General features: G+C 63.6%; 14 protein-coding genes. 6 read left to right on the top strand and 8 right to left on the bottom strand.

Features of this window, described 5'->3' with window-relative positions; translation table 11 throughout:
• Positions 1-106 precede the first annotated feature (106 nt).
• The 6 genes from DMO26_RS23740 to trxA all read left to right on the top strand — a co-directional run bounded on the left by DMO26_RS23740 (position 107) and on the right by trxA (position 12,125).
• On the top strand, positions 107-2,686 hold the full coding sequence (locus tag DMO26_RS23740) for a PAS domain-containing sensor histidine kinase (protein WP_117194636.1): 2,580 nt from the start codon (positions 107-109) through the stop codon (positions 2,684-2,686).
• Positions 2,683-4,206: a tRNA (adenosine(37)-N6)-threonylcarbamoyltransferase complex ATPase subunit type 1 TsaE gene (gene tsaE / locus DMO26_RS23735; RefSeq protein ID WP_117194635.1), complete on the top strand. Its 1,524-nt coding sequence runs from the start codon at positions 2,683-2,685 to the stop codon at positions 4,204-4,206. The genes DMO26_RS23740 and tsaE overlap by 4 nt, the downstream gene beginning before the upstream one ends.
• A 12-nt stretch (positions 4,207-4,218) precedes the next feature.
• Positions 4,219-4,950, top strand: a complete 732-nt coding sequence (locus DMO26_RS23730; RefSeq protein WP_117194634.1) for a nucleotidyltransferase family protein — start codon at positions 4,219-4,221, stop codon at positions 4,948-4,950.
• Positions 4,951-4,954: 4 nt separating this feature from the next.
• Positions 4,955-8,170 carry a double-strand break repair protein AddB gene (addB, locus tag DMO26_RS23725; protein ID WP_117194633.1) on the top strand — a complete coding sequence of 1,072 codons (3,216 nt, stop codon included), beginning with the start codon at positions 4,955-4,957 and terminating at the stop codon, positions 8,168-8,170.
• The gene (gene addA / locus DMO26_RS23720) at positions 8,163-11,717 is read left to right on the top strand and encodes a double-strand break repair helicase AddA (protein WP_117194632.1); all 3,555 of its coding nucleotides are present in this window, start codon (positions 8,163-8,165) and stop codon (positions 11,715-11,717) included. Before addB ends, addA begins: the two co-directional genes overlap by 8 nt.
• An 87-nt stretch (positions 11,718-11,804) precedes the next feature.
• On the top strand, positions 11,805-12,125 hold the full coding sequence (trxA, locus tag DMO26_RS23715) for a thioredoxin (protein ID WP_117194631.1): 321 nt from the start codon (positions 11,805-11,807) through the stop codon (positions 12,123-12,125).
• A gap of 212 nt (positions 12,126-12,337) precedes the next feature.
• Here the strand turns inward: trxA and DMO26_RS23710 are convergent, their stop codons facing one another.
• From DMO26_RS23710 to DMO26_RS23670, 8 genes are all read right to left on the bottom strand, one after another.
• Positions 12,338-13,690, bottom strand: a complete 1,353-nt coding sequence (locus DMO26_RS23710) for a bifunctional folylpolyglutamate synthase/dihydrofolate synthase (RefSeq protein ID WP_226951402.1) — start codon at positions 13,688-13,690, stop codon at positions 12,338-12,340.
• Positions 13,691-13,723: 33 nt separating this feature from the next.
• On the bottom strand, positions 13,724-14,614 hold the full coding sequence (accD, locus tag DMO26_RS23705; protein WP_117194630.1) for an acetyl-CoA carboxylase, carboxyltransferase subunit beta: 891 nt from the start codon (positions 14,612-14,614) through the stop codon (positions 13,724-13,726).
• A gap of 40 nt (positions 14,615-14,654) precedes the next feature.
• Positions 14,655-15,494, bottom strand: a complete 840-nt coding sequence (gene trpA / locus DMO26_RS23700) for a tryptophan synthase subunit alpha (protein ID WP_117194629.1) — start codon at positions 15,492-15,494, stop codon at positions 14,655-14,657.
• Between the two features lies 1 nt (position 15,495).
• Entirely contained in the window at positions 15,496-16,716 is a 1,221-nt protein-coding gene (trpB, locus tag DMO26_RS23695) for a tryptophan synthase subunit beta (protein ID WP_117194628.1), read from the bottom strand.
• A 10-nt stretch (positions 16,717-16,726) separates the two neighbouring features.
• Positions 16,727-17,383, bottom strand: coding sequence for a phosphoribosylanthranilate isomerase (locus DMO26_RS23690; protein WP_117194627.1), 657 nt, complete (start codon positions 17,381-17,383; stop codon positions 16,727-16,729).
• An 803-nt stretch (positions 17,384-18,186) separates the two neighbouring features.
• A complete protein-coding gene (locus DMO26_RS23685; protein ID WP_117194626.1) occupies positions 18,187-18,948 on the bottom strand; it encodes a M48 family metallopeptidase in 762 nt (253 codons plus the stop codon).
• A 159-nt stretch (positions 18,949-19,107) separates the two neighbouring features.
• Positions 19,108-19,533, bottom strand: a complete 426-nt coding sequence (locus DMO26_RS23680; protein ID WP_117194625.1) for a DUF2852 domain-containing protein — start codon at positions 19,531-19,533, stop codon at positions 19,108-19,110.
• 311 nt (positions 19,534-19,844) lie between these two features.
• Entirely contained in the window at positions 19,845-21,128 is a 1,284-nt protein-coding gene (locus DMO26_RS23670; protein WP_117194679.1) for a polyhydroxyalkanoate depolymerase, read from the bottom strand.
• Between the last annotated feature and the right edge of the window lie 81 nt (positions 21,129-21,209).

Genomic DNA, 21,209 nt, shown 5'->3' with positions numbered 1-21,209 from the left:
TATTGTTTTAGGACTTGATTCGCACCTTTCCGGGCGTCGGCTCCGGGCAAGGCGCGGTGTGGTATGTCTTGTCGATGAGCGGCAATTGGACGGAGACAGACCGGGTATGTCGGTAAAAAAAACGAGCCTGCCAAAGCAGGCCGATCCCTCTTGCGGCGGTACTGAGACGCCTCTTGCGCGATCCGCTCCCGGTCATCCGGGCGGCGCATCGGCAATCGGCGGGTTTCGCCGTCTTGCGCTCTTCGGCAGCGCCTTCCTGTCGGGCACGGCGCTTTCCGGGCTTGCCACCGCGGCACTCGCGCAGCAATCGGACAATGCGGCGGTTCGCCTCTTCTCCTCGACGGAAGTGATCGTCTCCTCCGTGGTGCTCGGCGCACTCGGCGCCGCCCTGCTTTCGGCGGTCTGGCTGGTGCGTCAGCGCGGCAATATGGAACATGAGACCCAGGAAATGCGCAGCGCCCTTTCGGACGCGCAGCAGCGCATTTCCAAATACGAAGCCCTGATCGCCGACAAGAACCGGCGGATTGTCGTCTGGGAAAGCGGCTCGTCGAAACCGGAATTCCTCGGCCAGCTGCCGCCGGAAACCGGCGCGCCGCAGCAGGACCGCGACTTCCTCGCCTTCGGCCGCTGGCTGCGCAGCACTTCCGCCGGCGAGCTGGAAAAATCGATCGAACAGCTGCGCGGCGAGGCCCGCTCGTTCGACACGGTCGTCGAGACCAACCGGGACGAAATCCTCGAAGTGCAGGGCCGGGTCTCGGGCGGCAAGGCCTTTGTCCGCTTCATCGCCCTCAATAACCTGCGCGCCGAACTCGCCGAACTCAAGATCGAACGCGAGCGGCTCACCAACTCGATCTCGATGTTCCATTCGCTTCTCGACGCGATCGAGCAGCCCGCCTGGCGGCGCGACGCCCAGGGCAAGCTTACCTGGGTGAACCATGCCTATGGCGACGCCGTCGAGGCCTCGACGCCGGCTCAGGCGATCGAGGACGGGCGGGAATTTCTCGGCACGATCGCCCGCGAAAAGATCCGGGCGACCGTGACGCCGACCTCGCCCTTCCACGACCGGATTTCGACCGTCGTGCATGGCAACCGCACGATTTTCGACGTCGTCGATGTCGTCGTCCCCGGCGGCTCGGCCGGCATGGCGACCGACGTTTCCGAGGCGGAGGCGATTCGCGAAGAGCTGAAACGCACCTTGAAAAGCCATGCCGAGACGCTCGACCACCTGGCAACGCCGGTGGCGATCTTCGACGGCGAACGGCGGCTGCAGTTCTACAACCAGGCCTTCGTGCAGCTCTGGGACCTCACACTGCCCTTCCTCGACGGGCGGCCGGACAATAGCGAGCTTCTCGACAAGCTGCGCAGCGACGGCAAGCTGCCGGAACAGCTGAGCTGGCGGAGCTGGAAGGAAACCGCGCTGTCCGTCTATCGCTCGCCGGATACGCAGACCGACCTCTGGCACCTGCCGAACGGCCAGACGCTTCGGGTCATCGCTACCGCGCATCCGCAGGGCGGCGCCACCTGGGTGTTCGAAAACCTCACCGAACAGGTGGATCTCGAAACCCGCTACAACACGCTGCTGCAGGTCCAGGGCGAAACGATCGATCATCTCTCCGAAGGAGTCGCGGTCTTCGGGCCGGACGGGCGCATCCGCCTGTCGAACCCGGCCTTCCGGGCGCTGTGGGGCATTACCGCCGAGGAAGCCAAGCCAGGCACCCATATCAAGGCGATCGAAGCCGCCTGCGCGCCGTCCTACGACAAACCGGACGGCTGGCGCCGCTTCGGCCAGATGCTGACCAATTTCGATGACGAGCGTCCCTCTCTGCAGGGCACGTTCGAACTCTATTCCGGCCTGGTCCTCGATTACGCCGTGACGCCGCTGCCGAACGCCCAGACGATGCTGACCTTCGTCGACATGACGGCGAGTGCCAGGGCGGAACGGGCGCTCAAGGAGAAGAACGAGGCGTTGCAGAAGGCCGACGAGCTCAAGAACGATTTCGTCCAGCACGTCTCCTACGAACTGCGTTCGCCGCTCACCAACATCATCGGTTTCACCGATCTTCTGAAGACACCGGGCATCGGTTCGCTGAACGAGCGGCAGGCGGAATATATCGACCACATTTCCACGTCGTCGTCGGTGCTGCTGACCATCGTCAACGACATCCTCGATCTCGCGACCGTCGATGCCGGCATCATGCAGCTCAACTATTCGGAAATGGCGATCGACGACCTGCTCGACGACGTGGCGATGCAGATCGCCGACCGGCTGCACGAAAACGGCGTGACGCTGGCGATCACCGCGCCGGCCGGTCTCGGAACCATCATTGCCGACCAGCAACGGCTGAAGCAGATCCTCATCAAGCTCCTGACCAATGCCACGAACTTCGCCCCCGAAGGCTCGACCATCACGCTCAACTGCTGGCGCACGGCCAATGACGTGTTCTTCTCGGTCACCGACAAGGGTCCCGGCATTTCCGAAGACATGCTGAAGACCGTCTTCAACCGCTTCTCCTCAAGTCCGAGGGGCGGCAAACGAAGCGGGGCGGGCCTCGGGCTCTCCATCGTCGAGAGCTTCGTGCACCTGCATAGCGGTGAAGTGTCGATCGACAGCAAACCGGGCCAGGGAACGACCGTGACCTGCCGGATTCCGAGTGCCGCGACGGCGCGGTCCGTCGCCGCCGAATGAGCGATGCCGCCTCTCTTTCCCTGATGCTTGGAAACGAAGCCGAGACGATCCGTTTCGGCGAGGATCTGGCGCTGGCGCTCGGCAAAGGCGACTGGATTGCGCTTTCCGGCGATCTCGGCGCAGGCAAATCGACGCTTGCCCGCGCCTTCCTGCGGGCGCTCGCCGACGATCCGGCGCTCGAAGTGCCAAGCCCGACCTTCACTTTGGTACAGGCTTACGAACTCCGGATCCCCGCCGCGCATTTCGATCTCTACCGGCTGGGCGACGCGTCGGAACTCGACGAGCTCGGTTTCGACGAAGCGCTGGCGAACGGCGTCTGTCTGGTCGAATGGCCGGAAATGGCGGACGACCTCCTGCCCGCGGCGCGCATCTCGTTGAAGCTCGAACATCAGGATAGCGGCCGTCTTGCGACGATCACGGCGCCGGAAACGCAGATGAAGCGCATCCGCCGCGTGCTGGCGATCCGCGAATTCCTCGATCTCCACGGCTACAAGGGTGCCCGCCGCCGCTTCCTCACCGGAGACGCCTCCACCCGCGCCTACGAGACGATCGTCACCGGAAACGGCGAGCGCTTGATCCTGATGGATTGGCCGCGCCCGCCGGAAGGTCCGGCGGTGATGGACGGAAGGCCCTATCCCAAGGTCGTGCATCTGGCGCTCGACCCCTATCCTTTCGTTGCGGTCGATGAATATCTGCGGGAACTCGGGCTGGCCGCGCCGGAAATCCTGCATACCGACTACGACCAGGGCATCCTGCTGATCGAAGATCTCGGCGACGACGGCCCGCTCGACGCGGAAGGCCGGCCCATCCCCGAACGATATCGCGAGGCGGTCGTCTGCCTCGGTTACCTGCACAGCCACGAGATGCGCCAGGACCTGCCCGTCGGCGGCGGCCACGTCCATCACATCCCCGATTTCGATGCCGTCGCAATGAAGATGGAAGCGCGACTACTGCTTGACTGGCACCTGCCCTGGAAGCGGGGCACGCCGGCGACCGAGGAAGAACGCGCCGATTACCTCTCGATCTGGGACGGCCTGATCCGCGAACTCGACGGTTCGGAAAAGAACCTGCTGCTCCGCGATTTCCATTCGCCCAACATCATCTGGCGGGCGCAGGAATCGGGTATGCGCCGCGTCGGCCTGATCGATTTCCAGGACTCGATGATCGGTCCGACGGCCTATGACCTCGCCTCGCTGGTGCAGGACGCGCGGGTGGACATTCCGGATGCGCTCGCAGCACAGATGATGGCCGATTATTTTGCGCTCCGCCGCTCGCTTGGCTCCCCCTCGGGATCCTTCGACGAAAAAACTTTCATGAAGTCCTGGTCTATCATGGCGGCACAGCGCAACTGCAAGCTCGCCGGCCTCTGGGTGCGGCTGCTGCAGCGCGACGGAAAACCGGGTTATCTGAAGCACATGCCGCGAACCCTCCGCTATCTTTCCACAGCGTTGCGCCACGAAACGCTCGCCCCCTTGCGCGAATGGTGCCGGCGGGCTGGAATAGAGCTTCCCGAATCATAAGTATCGAGTTCGATGACCATCAAAGAAGCAATGGTCCTGGCGGCGGGTCTCGGCACCCGCATGCGCCCGGTCACCAACACGATGCCGAAGCCGCTGGTGAAGATCGCCGGCAAACCGATGATCGACTACGTGCTGGATTGCCTGAAGCAGGCGGGCGTCGAGCGTGCCGCCGTCAACGTGCACCATTTCGCCGATCAGATGGAAGCCCATCTGAAGGCCTATGATGGTCTCGACATCCTGATCTCGGACGAGCGCGATGCGCTGATGAACAATGGCGGCGGCATCGTCAAAGGTCTCACCCTGCTCGGCCGCGACACGATCTTCGTCATGAACGCCGATCTCTTCTGGATCGGCGAGGATCCGGGCAAGCCGAGCAATCTCGATCGCCTAGCCGGATTTTTCGATCCGGAGCGTATGGACATGGCGATGCTCTGCGTCCGCATCGAGGATACGACCGGCCATAACGGCGTCAAGGATTTCAGCATGGCGCCGGACGGCCGCCTGACGCGTTATCGCGACGATCCGTCCAATCCCGTCGTCTACGCCGGGGCCTTCGCGATGAAGCCTGAATTCCTGGACGATGCTCCGCGCGATCCGTTCAATATCAACACCTATTTCGACAAGGCGGCCGCCCGCGGCCGGCTTTACGGCATGATGATGGACGGCCACTGGCTGACGGTCGGCACGCCCGAGGCGATCGGCGAAGCGGAGGAGACGATCCGGCGGTTCCGGACGTCGGCGTGAGCTTATGGCCGACCCAGCCGGACAACGACACCAGCCGCGCGTCTTCACCATTCCCTCCGGCGCGCCGTTCCTGAAAACGCTCGCTGCAAGCCTTTGCAACGGACGGCTCGACGAGACGTTTCGTTACGATCCCGCCGACCCTTTGTCGCTGGCCGACGTGACGATCTTCGTGCCGACGCGGCGCGCCGCGCGCGTGTTGCGCTCGGAATTCGTCGACCTTCTCGGCGGCCGCTCGGCGATCCTGCCGGTCATCCGCCCGCTCGGCGAGACCGACGACGACAGCGGCTATTTCGACCTCGCGGCACCGGAGGAAATGGATCTGGCCCTGCCGATCGGCGGCACCGCCCGCCTCCTCGAACTCGGCCGGCTGATCCTCGCCTGGCGCAACCAGCTCCCGAAGATCGTTCTCGACATCCATTCGGAATCGCCGCTCGTCGCACCTGCCAGCCCGGCGGATGCGATCTGGCTCGCCCGGGCGCTCGCCGAACTGATCGATGCGGTCGAAACCGAGGAGCGCGACTGGGACGATCTCAAGAAACTCGACACCGGCGAACATGCGCTCTGGTGGCAGCTGACCGCGGAATTCCTGTCAATCGCCAGTGCCTTCTGGCCGGCCCGGCTTGCCGAGCTGCGCCGCTCCTCGCCGGCCAGGCACCAGGCGGCCGTCCTGCATGGCGAGGCCCGGCGGATTTCCTCCAGAGAGCACAGGGGGCCGGTGATCGTCGCGGGCTCCACCGGTTCGGTGCCGGCAGCAGCCGATCTGATCGCCGCAATTTCGAAACTGCCGAACGGCACGGTCGTCCTGCCCGGGCTCGACCTCTCCATGCCGGCGGACCAATGGTCGATGATCGGGGAAGAGGCGCTCGACGGCCGGATCGAACCCGCCAGCCGCAGCCATCCGCAATTCGGCCTGTCCCGGCTGCTCAGGAAAATCGGCACGGTGCGCGAAGAGGTCCAGGTTCTCGGAAACGTGCCGGACGACCTCGCTTTCCGCGCCGCCGTGATCTCCCAAGCCCTCGTACCGGCCAAGGCGACCGATCGCTGGAGTACATGGCGCGAAACGGCCGATCCCACCCTTCTTCATCAGGCTTTTTCGGATGTCTGCCTGATCGAGGCCGCCAACGAGCGCGAAGAGGCAGTGGCGATCGCCATCGCTCTGCGGCTCGCCCTCGAACAACCGGCAGCGGATGGCGGCGAGGTGCGCGCGGCCCTGATCACCCCCGACCGCGCGCTGGCCCGCCGGGTCACCGCCGAACTTTCCCGCTTCGGCGTGCTTGCCGACGATTCGGCCGGTTCGCCGCTTTCCGGCACGCCGCAGGGCACGCTGACCCAACTCCTCCTCGAAGCTTCGCTGCGGCCCGGCGATCCGGTGGCGATCGTGGCACTCGTCAAGCACCCGCTGTTGCGCCTTGGTTTGCCGGCAGCAGAACTGCGTTCGGCCGTCGAAGCGCTGGAAATTCTGGCCCTGCGCGGCGGCATCGGCGAGATGGATATCGCCGCACTGGAGCCGCTGCTCGAAACCCAGCTCGCCGGGCAGCTCGAAAACCGGCACACGCCGCATTGGCGGCTCTCGCTTCCGGAAGGGGCTGCGGACAAGGCCCGCGATCTTGCCGGCAGACTGGCGAAAGCCGTCGAGCCGCTTGTTTCCGCCCTGCTCCGCCGGCGGCCGGACGGGCGAGGGCTCACCGCCAAATTCACACTTTCCGACTGGGCCGACCGCACGGGCCGCGCCCTCGAAGCGCTCTGCATCGACGAACGCGGCGATCTTGCGGTACTCTGGTCCGGAGAAGCCGGCGAAAGACTGGCGGGCCTGCTTTCGGACGTCATCGAGACCGACGGGCAGATGGAGGCGGACGGTCCGCAATGGATCGACATCGTCATGGCGCTGACGACGGGCGAGGCGGTGAAACCTCGTTCGCTCAGCCATCCGCGCGTCTTCATCTTCGGCACGCTGGAAGCACGGCTGCAGAGCGTCGACACGATGATCCTCGGCGGACTGAACGAGGGATCCTGGCCGGGCCAGACCGTCAACAACCCGTTCCTCTCCCGCACCATGAAGACGGATATGGGCCTCGAACCACCGGAACGGCGGATCGGCCAGCTGGCCCACGACTTCGAAATGGCCTGCGGCACGCGGCACCTCATCCTGTCGCGTTCGATGCGCCAGGGTTCGACGCCGACGGTCGCCTCGCGCTGGCTGCAAAGACTGCTGGCGCTCGGCGGAAAACGGTTCGCCGAAGACCTCAAGGCGCGCGGCGCGCGATATCGCGACTGGGCCTCGGCGATCGATGCCGGCGAGAACCAACCCGGCGCCAGGCGTCCCGCCCCCAAGCCGCCGGCCGATCGGCAGCCGACGAAATATTCCTTCAGCGAGGTGGGGCGCCTCCGGCGTGATCCCTATTCCGTCTATGCCCGGCGTATCCTGAAACTTGACCCTCTCGACCCGTTCAACCGCGATCCGGGGGCCTCGGAACGTGGCACGCTCTACCACGCGATCATCGACCGTTACACACGGGAAGGCCACAAGCCCGGAACGCCGGCCGCGCGCGAGGTCATGCGGCGGATCGCCGAAAACCTGTTCGATGCCGAGCAGCTGCCGCCGCATATAGACCGCGTCTGGCGACCGCGTTTCATGGAGGTCGCCCGTGCTTTTCTCGACTGGGAGGCGGAGCGGGCGCCCGATATCAAGAAGACGATGACCGAAGTGGGTGCCGGCTGGGAAGTGCCGGGTGCCGGCATCCGCGTCACCGGCATTGCCGACCGGATCGATATCAAGGGCTCGGGACTTGCCGATCTCGTCGACTACAAGACCGGCCTCAGCCCCTCGACCTCGCAGGCCCGGGCGCTGCTCGATCCGCAGCTTGCGCTGGAAGCCGCGGCGCTTAAAGCCGGCGCCTTCCGGGATACGGGCTCGCTCACGCCGGAAAACCTGCTCTACATCCGGCTTCGCCCCGGCGACCGGTTCCGGGAAGACAAGGTCAACAACGAGAATGCGAGCGCCACCGCCAAACGCCAGCCCAAATCGGCGCTCGATCTGGCGCAGGAATCACTCGATCAGCTGACCCGTTTCGTCCTCACGCTGCGGAGCGGCGAAGCCGGCTTCGCATCCCGCCTGGTGCCGATGATGCAAAGCGATTTCGGCGGCGAATACGACCATCTGGCGCGGGTGGCGGAATGGTCGACGGCCGACGAGGACGGGGAGGCCGAAACCGATGAATGAGCTTTTCCCCTCCGATCTTCCCGAAGGCGACGATCCGGCCCGCTGGATCGACTGGACGACGGTACAGCAGTCGCTTGCCTCCGATCCGGTGAGTTCGGCCTGGGTCTCGGCCAATGCCGGCTCCGGCAAGACGCATGTGTTGACCCAGCGCGTCATTCGGCTGCTGCTGTCCGGCAGCCGCCCGTCCTCGATCCTCTGCCTGACCTATACCAAGGCCGCCGCATCGGAAATGTCGAACCGCGTTTTCCAGCGGCTTTCCGAATGGACGGTGCTTTCGGATGACGAACTGCGCCGGAAGATCAGGGACATCGAAGGTTCCGAGCCGGACGGTTTCAAGCTCGCGGAGGCGCGGCGGCTGTTCGCCAAGGCGCTGGAAACACCGGGCGGACTGAAGATCCAGACGATCCATGCCTTCTGCGAGGCGCTGCTGCACCAGTTTCCGCTGGAAGCCAATGTCGCCGGGCATTTTTCCGTCCTGGACGACCGTGCCGCCTCGGCCCTGCTTGCCGAAGCGCGACGCTCGCTGCTGACGGCCACGTCGGCGGAGGACGACGCCCAGCTTGCGGAGGCCTTCGCGCATGTGCTCGATCTCGGCGACGAATTCGGGCTTGAAACCCTGCTGTCCGACATCATCGCCAACCGCACCGCCATCCGCCGCTTCACCGCCCACGCGGAGCGGCATGGCGGCATCGGTGTGGAGCTGAAGCGCATTCTGGGTCTCGGACCTGCCGATACGGAAGAGAGTATCGCAGCCGGCTACTGGCCGCTTCCCGGCCTGTCCGGGCTGACACTCGATCTTTACCTTTCGCTTGCCGACCAGAAGGGCGGTTCGAAGGTGACGGAAGTCGCATACGGGCTTCGGCTCGTCGGCAGGGAACCGGATGTCTTCAAGCGCGCCCAGCATCTCGACCAGATCTTCCTCACTCGCGAAGGCAAGCCGAAGGCCGACAGCTCACTTGTCGCCAAGGCCATGGTGACGATGGCGCCGGAACTGGCAGGCGCCGTCGATGCGGCGCGCGCCCATGTCGTCGCCTGCCGTGATCGGCTGCGTCTCGTACGGATGTTTTCGGCCACCAAGGCAGCACTGACCCTCGCCGAGCGGCTGAACGACGATTACGAGGAACTCAAGAAACAACGCAGCCTGCTCGATTTCGAGGACCTGATCGCCCGCACCGCCGATCTGCTCACCCGCGACGGCGTCGGCGCCTGGGTGCATTACAAGCTCGACCAGGGCATCGACCATATCCTCGTCGACGAGGCGCAGGATACGAGCCCGATCCAGTGGACGGTGATCAAATCTCTCGCCGAGGATTTTTACTCCGGCGCCAGCGCCCGCGAGACCCGCCGCACGATCTTTGCCGTGGGCGATGAAAAACAGTCGATCTACTCCTTCCAGGGCGCGCGGCCGGAACGTTTTGCCGAGGAGCGCAGCGAGACGGAAAGGCGGGTACGCGCAAGCGGCCAGGCTTTCCATCCCGTTCGGCTGCCGCTTTCCTTCCGGTCGACCGCCGACGTGCTGGCCGCCGTCGACCAGGTGTTTTCGCTGGAAGAGAATGCGAAAGGCCTCAGTGCGATCGGCGATCCGGTGCAGCACCGCTCGAACCGTATGGGCCAGCCCGGCGCCGTCGATCTCTGGGATGTCGTGGTGCCGGAAGTCTCCGAACAGGAAGAGGACTGGACGGCGCCGTTCGATTCGACGCCCGACAAGGCGCCGTCCGCCATCCTTGCCGGCCGCATTGCCAACCGCATCGAGGAGATGATCGGTAAAGAGACGATCATCGAGAAGGGCATGGAGCGCCCGATCGAGGCGGGCGACATTCTGGTGCTGGTCCGCAAGCGCGACGCTTTCGTCAACGCGCTCACCCGAGCGCTGAAACGGCGCGACAACATTCCCGTCGCCGGTGCCGACCGGTTGCGGCTGACGAGCCATATCGCCGTGCAGGATCTCCTGGCGCTCGGCCGCTTCCTGCTTCTGCCGCAGGACGATCTTTCGCTTGCGGCACTCCTGAAAAGCCCGCTCTTCAATCTCTCCGAGGAAGATATTTTCGAGGTCGCGGCACTGCGATCGGAGCATGCCAGCGCCTGGGCCCAGCTCAACCGCCTGGCCGACGAACAGCCGCTCCGGTTCCGCGACGCCACCGACCGGCTGCAGCATCTCCTTTCGCTGTCGCGACAGCTCAGTCCGCATGACCTCTTTGCCCGGATTCTCGGCCAGTATGGAGGGCGGCGCAAATTCCTTGGCCGGCTGGGCACCGAAGCGGGCGACATTCTCGACGAGTTCCTGACCTTCGCGCTCGACCATGAGACGAACGGCCTGCCGGGCCTGCAGGCCTTCATCTCGACGCTGGAGATCGAATCGCCCGAGGTGAAACGCGAACAGGACGGCGGCCGCAACGAGGTGCGCATCATGACGGTGCATGCCTCCAAAGGCCTGGAAGCGCCCGTGGTCTTCCTCGTCGACAGCGGCTCCAAGGCCTTCATTTCCTCGCACGTGCCGAAATTCCGGCTGCTGCGCGTCGGCCATGAGGACGTGCCCGCCTGGGTGCCCGGAAAAATGCTCTCCAACGCCATGACGGCAGCGGATGATGACCGGATCAAGGCATCGACGGAGGAAGAATACCGCCGGCTGCTCTACGTGGGCATGACGCGCGCCGCCGACCGGCTGGTCGTCTGCGGCTATCGCGGCAAGATCGACAATCCGGATACCTGGCAATCGATGATCTCCAAGGCGCTCACCGCCGACGCACACCATTGCAGCCCTGCGCAATTCTCCGACCGGGACGGCGAATGGGGCGGCCTCAAATGGCGGCTTCCGGCAGCCGGCGGCAAGGCGCCCAAAGTCGAACACAGAGAGGCGGCAGTTTCGGAAAAGCGGCCGCTGCCGATCGCGCTCTCCCGTCCGCTGCCGGCACAAAAGATCCTGCCGCGGCCCCTCAGCCCTTCCGGCGCCGGGACGATGATCGAGGACGAGGCGGACGACCAGATCGTCACCTCGCCGCTGTTCGCCGAAAAGGAGAAAGCCGGCCTGGCGCTGCAGAAGGGCAAGCTCGTCCATCGCATGCTGCAGATGCTGACCGAGTTTCCGGAAGCCGAACGCGCTGCGGCGGCGGGGCGTTATGCGGATCGTGCCGCCCGTTTCTGGCCGGCAACGGAGCGGGAAAAGCTGGTCGCCTGCGTGCTTTCGGTGCTTTCCGATGCGGCGCTGCGGCCGGTTTTTTCGGAACGGGGCCAGGCGGAAGTCTCGATCATGGGCACGCTGACGCTCGAAGGCAGGGATTACGCGATCTCCGGGCGGATCGACCGGCTGGTCGTCACCGAAACACAGGTGATCGTCGTCGATTACAAAACCAATCGCACGCCGCCGAAAACGCCCGAGGACGTTCCGCTTGCCCATCGGGCGCAGCTTGCCATCTATCGCGAGATCCTCGGCCCGCTTTACCCGGGCAGGAGCGTCGATTGCCTCCTCGTCTATACCGAGTCCGGCGGGGTGATTTCGCTCTCCCCGGAGCTCCTGTCACGCTCGCTTGCGGAACTCAAAACAAAGTGAGAAGACGGACATTGAAATATGTGCGGCGCACGCTCACATTTGCATCAACAGAGAATCGTGCCGGATGCACGTAAGAAGGAGAGCCCCATGGCTACCGTGAAAGTCGATACCAGCAATTTCCAGGCTGAAGTCCTCAACTCCGCCGAACCGGTGGTCGTGGATTTCTGGGCCGAATGGTGCGGTCCGTGCAAAATGATCGGTCCGAGCCTTGAGGAAATCTCCAACGAACTCGCCGGCAAGGTGAAGGTCGTGAAGCTGAACATCGACGAAAATCCGGAGCTGGCTGCCCAGTTCGGCGTGCGTTCCATTCCGACGCTCGCCATGTTCAAGGGCGGCGAAGTCGCCGACATCAAGGTTGGCGCCGCTCCGAAGACCGCCCTTTCCGCCTGGATTTCCAGCGCCGCATAATTGCGATCGAATGACCTCGTGCAAAAAGCCCGGCTGACCCCTGCAGCCGGGCTTTTTGTTTGTCGGGATTTGTACTCTTGCGTCATCCCTGCACTCGTCACGAGGACGACGCGCCTTCGCGTCTGCGGCGCGATAGATTCTTTTCAGCCCAAAACTTGGGCTAGTTGGATTCCTGCGACAAGCACAGGAATGACGGCGAAATAGAATTACACTCAGGCCGGCGGGGTGCCGTTGTCGGCGAGCACGTTGCCGGCGAAATAGAGCGATCCGCCGATCAGGATGCGCGGCGGCGCGCCGCCCGGAAGCTGGCGGCGGGTGATTTCCTGCAACGCTTCGGCCGCCGAGCCGGCGGGCTCCGCCACCAGGCCGGCGTCGAACGCATAATGGGCGAGCGCCACGGGATCGAAACCCGATTCGCTGCCGCGGATGCGGACGGTGAAGACATGTTCGGCAATATCCGCGAAAGCGCGGAAATAACCGACCGGGTCCTTGGTGTTGATCATGCCGGTGATCAGGTAAAGCGGTCGGGACTGGCGCTCCTCGAAGGCTGCCATGGCTTCGGCGATCACTTCGCCGCCAGCCGGATTGTGACCGCCGTCCAGCCAGATCTCGGCGCCTTCCGGCGCATATTCCAGAAGCTTACCCTCGGTGAGCTTCTGAAGGCGGGCCGGCCACTCAACCGTCGCCATCGCCTTTTCCATCATCGCCTCGGTGACGGCAAAACCGGCCGCCTTGACGGCGCGGATGGCGGCCGCGGCATTGGCATATTGATGCCGGCCGGGCAGGCGCGGCAGCGGCAAATCGTTGAGGCCGAACTCGTCCTGATAGATCAGCCGGCCGAATTCCTCATGGGCGGAAAAATCCTGGCCGTAAACCGTCATGGGACAGCCGAGCCGTTCGGCAGTGGATACGAGCACCTCGCGCGCGGCTTCGAATTCTTGGTGGCCGATGACGACCGGCCGGCCGCGTTTCATGATCCCGGCCTTTTCCGCCGCAATCAATTCCACCCGGTCACCGAGATAGGCCTGATGGTCGAGCGCGATCGGCATGACGACCGAGACGGCCGGATCGGGAATGACATTGGTCGCATCGAAACGGCCGCCCAGTCCGACCTCCAGAACGACCACGTCGGCCGGCTGTTCGGAAAACAGCAGGAAGGTCGCGGCAGTCAGGATTTCGAAGACCGTGATCATCTGGCCGTTGTTGGCGGCCGCAATGCGGCGCAAGGCATCGGCAAACAACGCATCGTCGACCGGCTGGCTGCGGCCTCCCCTGACACCGATGCGGTACCGCTCATGCCAGTTGACGAGATGCGGCGACGTGTGGACGTGGGTCGCGTAACCGCCCGCTTCCAGGAGCGCCCGGCAAAAAGCGGTGAAAGAACCTTTGCCGTTCGTTCCGGCGACATGAATGACGGGCGGCAGCTTCCTGTGCGGATTGCCGAGGATATCGAGAAGCCTGGTGATGCGTTCAAGCGAAAGATCGAAGCCCTTGGGATGAAGGGCCATCAGTTTCTCGATTTCGCGTTCGGCCTCGCTCGTCGCGGTTTCGTTCATCGTCGTCATCCCACCGCTCCGTCCCCGATGGCCCGGTTCATCTCACGCGCTTATCGCGACCGGAGCCGGAAGAGCTTCCTGAACAGGCTGTTTCGTCAACATCTTCAGGATCTTCGCCAGCATCGACGGAATATCGTGGCGCTTCACCACCATATCGACCATGCCGTGCTCAAGCAGGTATTCGGAGGTCTGGAAACCCTCGGGGAGCTTTTCACGCAGCGTCTGCTCGATGACGCGCTTGCCTGCGAAGCCGATCTCGGCGCCCGGTTCGGCGATATGGATATCACCGAGCATCGCATAGGAAGCCGTGACCCCGCCGGTCGTCGGGTTGGTCAGAACCACGACGTAAGGCAGGCCCGCTTCCTTCAGCATGTCGACCGCGACGGTGGTGCGCGGCAGCTGCATCAGCGAGAGGATGCCTTCCTGCATGCGGGCGCCGCCCGAAGCCGGGAAAATGACCAGCGGGCACTTTTCCGCAAGCGCCCGCTCGCAGGCCTTCACGATCGCCTCGCCGGCGGCCATGCCCAGCGACCCGCCGATGAAGTTGAATTCATGGACGACCGCAACGAGCTTGAGGCCCTGGACCTGACCGAGACCGGCAAGGATCGTGTCCTCCTGCTCGGTCTTCACGCGGCTATCCTTCAGGCGGTCGGCATAACGCTTGGAATCGCGGAACTTCAGCGGATCCTGGGCGACCTTGGGCTGCGGCAGCGCTTCATATTCGCCGCCGTCGAAGAGGTCCTTCAGGCGCGCCTTGGCCGGCATCTTCATGTGGAAGCCGGAGGCGGGAATGACCCACTTGTTCTCTTCCAGGTCCTTATGGAAGACCATCTCACCGGTTTCCGGGCACTTGATCCAGAGGTTTTCCGGCACTTCGCGGCGGCCCAGCATGGAATTGATGCGCGGCCGGACGTAATTGGTGATCCAGTTCACTTGGGGCACTCCCGTTGGAATCAGGCCTAATGTGGGGAAACTATTCGGCGGCAACAAGGCGGGCGGCGCGCACGCCGGTGGCCAGGCCCTTCACCAGCGTCGCGACCGAAGCAACCGTATCCGGGCCGGCCGCGCCATCCTTGGTCAGGCTGCCGGCGATCTGCGCCACGATCGCGGTGCCGACGACGACGCCGTCCGCGGCAGCACCGATCGCCTTGGCATGATCGGCCGTCTTGACGCCGAAACCGACGCAGACCGGCAGGCCGGTGTGGCCCTTGATGCGGTTGACGGCACCGGAAACCAGCGACGGATCCGGCAGGGCCGAGCCGGTGATGCCGGTCATCGAGACGTAATAGACGAAACCGGACGTGTTCTTGAGAACCGCCGGCAGGCGCTTGTCGTCGGTTGTCGGCGTGGCGAGGCGGATGAAATTGATACCCTTTTTCAGCGCCGGGATGCAGAGCTCGTCGTCCATCTCCGGCGGCAGATCGACGATGATCAGGCCGTCGATGCCGGCGGCAAGCGCATCGTCCAGGAATTTCTCGACGCCGTAGACGTAGATCGGATTGTAGTAACCCATCATGACGACCGGCGTCTCATTGTCGCCCTTGCGGAATTCGCGGGCGAGATCGAGCGTCCTGGCGAGCGTCTGGCCCGCCTTCAAGGCACGCTGGCCGGCCATCTGGATCACCGGACCGTCGGCCATCGGGTCGGAGAAAGGCATGCCGAGCTCGATGATGTCGGCGCCGGCGCCGGGCAGCGCCTTCATGATGCCGAGCGACGTGTCGAAATCCGGATCGCCCCCCATGAAATAGGTGACCAGGGCGGGGCGGCCTTCAGCCTTGAGGGCCGCGAAACGGTTGTCCATACGAACGGTCATGTCACATATCCATTCCGAGGATCTTGGCGACGGTGAAGATGTCCTTGTCGCCGCGACCGGAGAGGTTCATCAGAATGATCTGGTCCTTGCGCATCTTGGGCGCACGCTTGATCACTTCGGCAAGCGCGTGGCTGGGCTCCAGCGCCGGGATGATACCTTCGAGGCGGGTCAGCACCTGGAAGGCGTCGAGCGCTTCCTGGTCCATGATCGGCACGTATTCGGCGCGGCCGATATCGTGCAGCCAGCTGTGTTCCGGACCGATACCCGGATAGTCGAGGCCGGCGGAGACGGAGTGACCTTCGAGAATCTGGCCGTCGTGATCCTGCAGCAGGTAGGTGCGGTTGCCGTGCAGGACGCCCGGGCTGCCCGCGGTGATCGAGGCGCAGTGCTCGACGCCCTGCAGGCCGCGGCCGCCGGCTTCGACGCCGACGATCTGCACGCCCTCGTCATCCAGGAACGGATGAAAGATGCCGATCGCGTTCGAACCGCCGCCGACGGCGGCGACGACCATATCCGGCAACCTGCCTTCGGCTTCCAAGATCTGCTCGCGGGCTTCCTTGCCGATCACCGACTGGAAGTCGCGGACGAGCTCCGGATAGGGATGCGGGCCGGCGGCGGTGCCGATCAGGTAGTAGGTGTTCTCGACATTGGTCACCCAATCCCGAAGAGCTTCGTTCATCGCGTCCTTCAGCGTGCCGTTGCCGGCGGTGACCGGTTTCACCTCGGCGCCGAGGAGCTTCATGCGGAAGACGTTCGGCGCCTGGCGCTCGACGTCGGTGGCGCCCATGTAGACGACGCAGGGGAAACCGAAACGGGCCGCGACGGTGGCGGACGCCACGCCATGCTGGCCGGCGCCGGTTTCCGCGATGATGCGGGTCTTGCCCATGCGCTTGGCGAGCAGGATCTGGCCGATGCAGTTGTTGATCTTGTGCGAACCGGTGTGGTTCAGCTCTTCGCGCTTGAAGTAGATCCTGGCGCCGCCGAGATGCTCGGTCAGGCGCTCGGCGAAATAAAGCGGGCTCGGGCGGCCGATGTAATGGGCGCCGAGTTCTGCGAGTTCCTGCTGGAACGTCGGGTCGTTCTTCGCCTTTTCCCATTCTCCCTGCAGATCGAGGATCAGCGGCATCAGCGTTTCGGCGACGAAGCGCCCGCCGAAAATGCCGAAACGACCATCCTCATCGGGGCCGGAACGGAACGAATTGGGTTTTGGCGTCTGGTTCACTTAAAACTCCTCAGGCGATCTTCTTCCGCGCTACCGCGATGGCATCGAAAACCGCATCGATCATGCCAAGGTCCTTGACGCCCGGGGCGCTTTCCACCCCGGACGACATATCGACACCGGTTGCCCGCGTGGATGCGAGCGCGGCAGCGACATTATCCTTGTTCAATCCTCCGGAAAGCATGTAATCCACGCTTTCGTCAAGCGAAGCCATGAGGCTCCAATCGAAGGAAACGCCGTTGCCGCCGGGAAGTTCGGAACCCGCCGGGGCCTTGGCATCGAACAGGAAACGGTCGGCGACGCCGATATAGGAATCGATCCGGTCGAGATCGCCGGCTTCCCTCACCGAAAAAACCTTCATGACCGGCAGGCCGTAAAGCGCCTTCACATGCAGGATGCGTTCCGGGCTTTCATTCCCGTGCAGCTGCAGGATATCCGGACGGAGCAGCGAGACGATGTCGTCCAGTTCCTCGTCATCGGCATTCACCGTGACGGCGACGATCTTCACCCGGCCGCGGACGCGATCCGCCAGCTCGCCGGCCAGATCGGGCGCGATATTGCGCGGGCTTTTGGGGAAGAAGATAAAACCGATATGCGTGGCGCCCCGTGCGACGGCGCGATCGACGGCCTCGGAGGTCTTCAACCCACAGATCTTGATATCAGGTCTCATGAGGTGCGGGAGTGACATGAAATCTTGCCGGAGTCGAGGCAAATCCTGCTATTCGGATCGAACTCGGCCAAAAACTAATGCTAGGCCAGCGGCAGACGGAGTCCTCCCTTGGTGCTGCGGGCGGTTTTCCGTTTCGGCCGGGACACGTCGTGTGCCTCGAATGAAATTTTAACAGTGACACGCGACGTGCCCCGTTCGGTGTGTTTATCCGCGCAACTCCGGTCCCTCTGCGGCGGTATGGAATTTAACTCCGTGGAGATGAGCACGGATGCCATACCGGGTTGTGTGCGACACACGCACGCCCCGCCTTGAGGCGGGAGGGAGACCATTTTCTGCGCAGCCCCCGGCAGCCCGTTTGCATAAGGACAGTCCGCCGGATCACCGGTCCCGCCTCGCCGGTTATGCGGACCGGTGCAGCCGAAGCAGGACGAGGAGATGATGGCACGGCTTCGGAGGGCGGGGAAAAGTTTCGGGGCGGAGGGATCCCCTCACCAACAAAATCCAAGCCTTCGCTGACGCTAAGGTCTTGATTTTGCAACCTCTCCCACAGGAGAGAGGTCGAGGGGCCACAAATTTTTGTCGCACCGGCTTCCACGCTTGAGAGAATTGCAGCGGTGCGGCACCGTTATCTCTCCCTTGAGGGAGAGAAAGCAATTTCAATATTGAACCACGGGCTAAGTGTTGGAAATTGCACGTGAGGGGATAGTTCCGGGCTCGACCGCTTCAGCCCTTCGCTTACGCTCGGGCGTTCATCCTTCGAAATGATTTCGCCGGATCGTTTCGTCGGCTTCGCCGACCAGTCCTCAATCAAAATCGATCGCGTGCAATTGCGACCCGTGCTGCTTCAGCCACTTTCGCGCCTCTTCCATCCTCGGGCAGAGCTCCCGGCAGAGCGCCCAGAATTTCGGGCCGTGATTCATCTCCTTCAGATGCGCCACCTCGTGAGCCGCGAGGTAATCGATGACCAGCGGCGGAGCCATGACGATGCGCCAGGAGAAGCTGAGGTTTGCATCCCAGGAACAGGAGCCCCAGCGGCTGCGGGTGTCCTTCATCGAAACCGATTTCACCGGCTTGCGGATGGCGGCGGCGTGGCGCGCCACCAGCACTTCCAGGTCTTTGCGCGCCTCCTTCTTGAAAAATGCGGAAAGCCGGCGGCCCATATGGTCCTCCAGGCCGCTGACCTTCAGCACCGGCTCGCCATCGACCACGGTCGCTTCGGTGACGCCGCGCAAGGTGCCTGTGTGCTCGATACGGTGCGGGACGCCCCGGAAGGGAATGCGGCCGCCGGAGCGGACGGGGTTTTCGGCCGAGAACTTGGCGAGCTTGGTCAGGAGCCAGCCCTGGTGTCGGTCGAGAAAATCGTCGATCTCGTGTTTGCGCAGGCCGGCCGGCACCGTCAGCGCCAGCGCCCGGCCGCCCGGCTCGATGCGCAGCGTGATGCGGGTGGCGCGGCGGTTTTCCCTGATGGTCAGCGGCATCGAGCGCGTGCCGACGTGAAGGGTGCGCTTCACCGTTTCGAGCGGTTTCGATTTCGCACGGACAGGTTTTTTGAGAAGCGCGAACATGATCCTGTTTTAGCCGATTCCCGAATATAAAAAAGCCGGCGTCTCAGGACGCCGGCCATAAACACTGCACGTTCGATTTCCATTTTCGCATGGCGTTGCCGCAAAACCGCAGACACTTTGCGCCGCACGATTGTTTCACGTGAATCCAGACGAGACCAGTCAGAGGTCCACGACCGGATTGTCGCCGGCAGGACGGTTGTTCCTGCGGTCACGCATGAAACGGTCGAATTCTTCCTGGTCCTTGGCGCGGCGAAGCTCGCGCATGTAGCTGTCGAACTCTTCGCGCATCTCGTCGAGCTTGCGGCGCTCTTCTTCGAGACGGTCGAGCTCGGCCTTGCGCCAATCGTCGAAGGCGACGTTGCCGCTGGTGAAATGCGTATTGTAACGCGAGGTCGCGCGGCGGCAGCCGGCAAACCAGCGGTCCGCCCGGTTATTGGCATCGCGCTTGAAGCCGCGAAGCCTGTCACCGAAGATGATATAGGCAAGCATGGCCAGGCCCAGAGGCCAGAAGACCACGAAACCGAGCACCATGAGGGCGATGGTGGCCGGCGTCCATTCCGGACGAATCAATGCTGACTGGTTCATAGGTCACACCCTGTTGGTTTCAGCGGGTGGCCAACTGCCAGCCCGTCTGATTTCGATTTGGTGAGTGCCCGATGCGCCTTCAAGAAGATGGATTATTAAATTCAAGAAGATGCTGAAATGCTTGGGGGAAATCGGGATAGGGCGGAGGGTGTGGCCCCCTCATCCGACCCTTCGGGCCACCTTCTCCCCGCTGGGGAGAAGGAAAGTTGCCGCGACGTCTCAGATTCTCCTCTCCCCTCGGGGAGAGGGTGGCCGAACGTAGTGGAGGCCGGGTGAGGGGGCGACACCCGCCTACCTCAATCGGGGGGAGCTCAATCCGCCTTGCCACCCTTGATGACGCGCTTGACCGGGGTCTTCTTCGTCACAGTCCTGGCATGTTGCCGGGTGAAGTCGACGATGCGCGGGGCGATCTCACGGCGGAAGCGGGAGCCGTTGAAGACGCCGTAATGGCCGACATCCGGCTGCATGTAATGCAGGCGCATCTCGTCCGGGATGTTGGAGCAAATAGTCTGCGCCGCCTTTGTCTGGCCGAGGCCGGAAATGTCGTCGTTCTCGCCTTCGATCGTCAGGAGCGCGACGTTGCGGATCGCCTTAGTATCGACCCGCACCGTCCGGTGCATCATCTCACCCTTGGGCAGCGAATGCCGGATGAAGACGGTCTCGACCGTCTGGAGATAGAACTCCTCCGTCAAGTCCATGACCGCAAGATATTCGTCGTAGAAATCGCGGTGCTTCTCGGCGGACTCGCCATCGTTCTTGACGAGATGTTCGAAGAACTCCTTGTGGGCGCTCACATGGCGGTCGAGGTTCATCGACATGAAGCCGGACAATTGCAGGAAACCCGGATAGACCCGGCGCATGAAACCGGCATGCGGCCACGGCACGTTCATGATGACGTTATCGCGGAACCATTCGATCGAATGTTCTTCGGCAAGCTTGTTGACCGCGGTCGGGTTGATGCGGGTATCGATCGGGCCGCCCATCAGGGTCATCGAGGCAGGCAGCATCGAATCGCGCTGGGATTCCATCACCGCAACGGCGGCGAGCACCGGCACCGAAGGCTGGCAAACACCGACGACATGCGCGCCGGGACCGACCGCATGCAGCATGTCGATGACGTAGTCGATATAGTCGTCGAGATCGAAGCGGCCCTCGGTAAGCGGTACCATGCGGGCATCGATCCAATCGGTGATGTAGACTTCCGCATGCGGCAGCAGCGCTTCCACCGTGCCGCGCAGCAGCGTCGCATAATGGCCGGACATCGGCGCGACGATCAGAATCCGTTGGTCCGGCGCCCTGCCGGCCGGCAGGTCGCGGCGGAAATGCAGGAGGTTGCAGAAGGGCTTGGCCCAGACGATCTCCTCCGTCACGTCCACGGTCCGACCATCGACGGTCGTCACCGGAAGGCCGAATTCCGGCTTGCCGTAACGGCGGGTGACGCGTTCGAAAAGCTCGAGGCCGGCCGAAACGGTGCGGCCGAATTCCGTGTAGGAGAGCGGGTTCAGAGGGTTCCTGTAAAAGAAGCGCATGGCATCCGCAGCCGCGCGCAGCGGCGCCACGGCCGCGTGATTCATCTCGTAAAGCTGATAGAACATCGAAGTGCTACCTTTCGTCATTTCCGACAGCGTGTCCGAGAAGGACATCGAACCGACCGGTTCAGGAGCAGGATGGGGATA

Source organism: Rhizobium terrae, assembly GCF_003425685.1.
GTDB lineage: Bacteria > Pseudomonadota > Alphaproteobacteria > Rhizobiales > Rhizobiaceae > Neorhizobium > Neorhizobium terrae.
Note: the sequence above shows the minus strand (reverse complement) of the source record. Positions and strands in the feature narration are given on the sequence as shown.

Coding starts and splice junctions, on each gene's coding strand:
- DMO26_RS23740 (WP_117194636.1), top strand. CDS start 107: ATGTCGGTAAAAAAAACGAGCCTGCCAAAGCAGGCCGATCCCTCTTGC.
- tsaE (WP_117194635.1), top strand. CDS start 2,683: ATGAGCGATGCCGCCTCTCTTTCCCTGATGCTTGGAAACGAAGCCGAG.
- DMO26_RS23730 (WP_117194634.1), top strand. CDS start 4,219: ATGACCATCAAAGAAGCAATGGTCCTGGCGGCGGGTCTCGGCACCCGC.
- addB (WP_117194633.1), top strand. CDS start 4,955: ATGGCCGACCCAGCCGGACAACGACACCAGCCGCGCGTCTTCACCATT.
- addA (WP_117194632.1), top strand. CDS start 8,163: ATGAATGAGCTTTTCCCCTCCGATCTTCCCGAAGGCGACGATCCGGCC.
- trxA (WP_117194631.1), top strand. CDS start 11,805: ATGGCTACCGTGAAAGTCGATACCAGCAATTTCCAGGCTGAAGTCCTC.
- DMO26_RS23710 (WP_226951402.1), bottom strand. CDS start 13,690: ATGACGACGATGAACGAAACCGCGACGAGCGAGGCCGAACGCGAAATC.
- trpA (WP_117194629.1), bottom strand. CDS start 15,494: ATGACCGTTCGTATGGACAACCGTTTCGCGGCCCTCAAGGCTGAAGGC.
- DMO26_RS23690 (WP_117194627.1), bottom strand. CDS start 17,383: ATGAGACCTGATATCAAGATCTGTGGGTTGAAGACCTCCGAGGCCGTC.
- DMO26_RS23685 (WP_117194626.1), bottom strand. CDS start 18,948: ATGTTCGCGCTTCTCAAAAAACCTGTCCGTGCGAAATCGAAACCGCTC.
- DMO26_RS23680 (WP_117194625.1), bottom strand. CDS start 19,533: ATGAACCAGTCAGCATTGATTCGTCCGGAATGGACGCCGGCCACCATC.
- DMO26_RS23670 (WP_117194679.1), bottom strand. CDS start 21,128: ATGTTCTATCAGCTTTACGAGATGAATCACGCGGCCGTGGCGCCGCTG.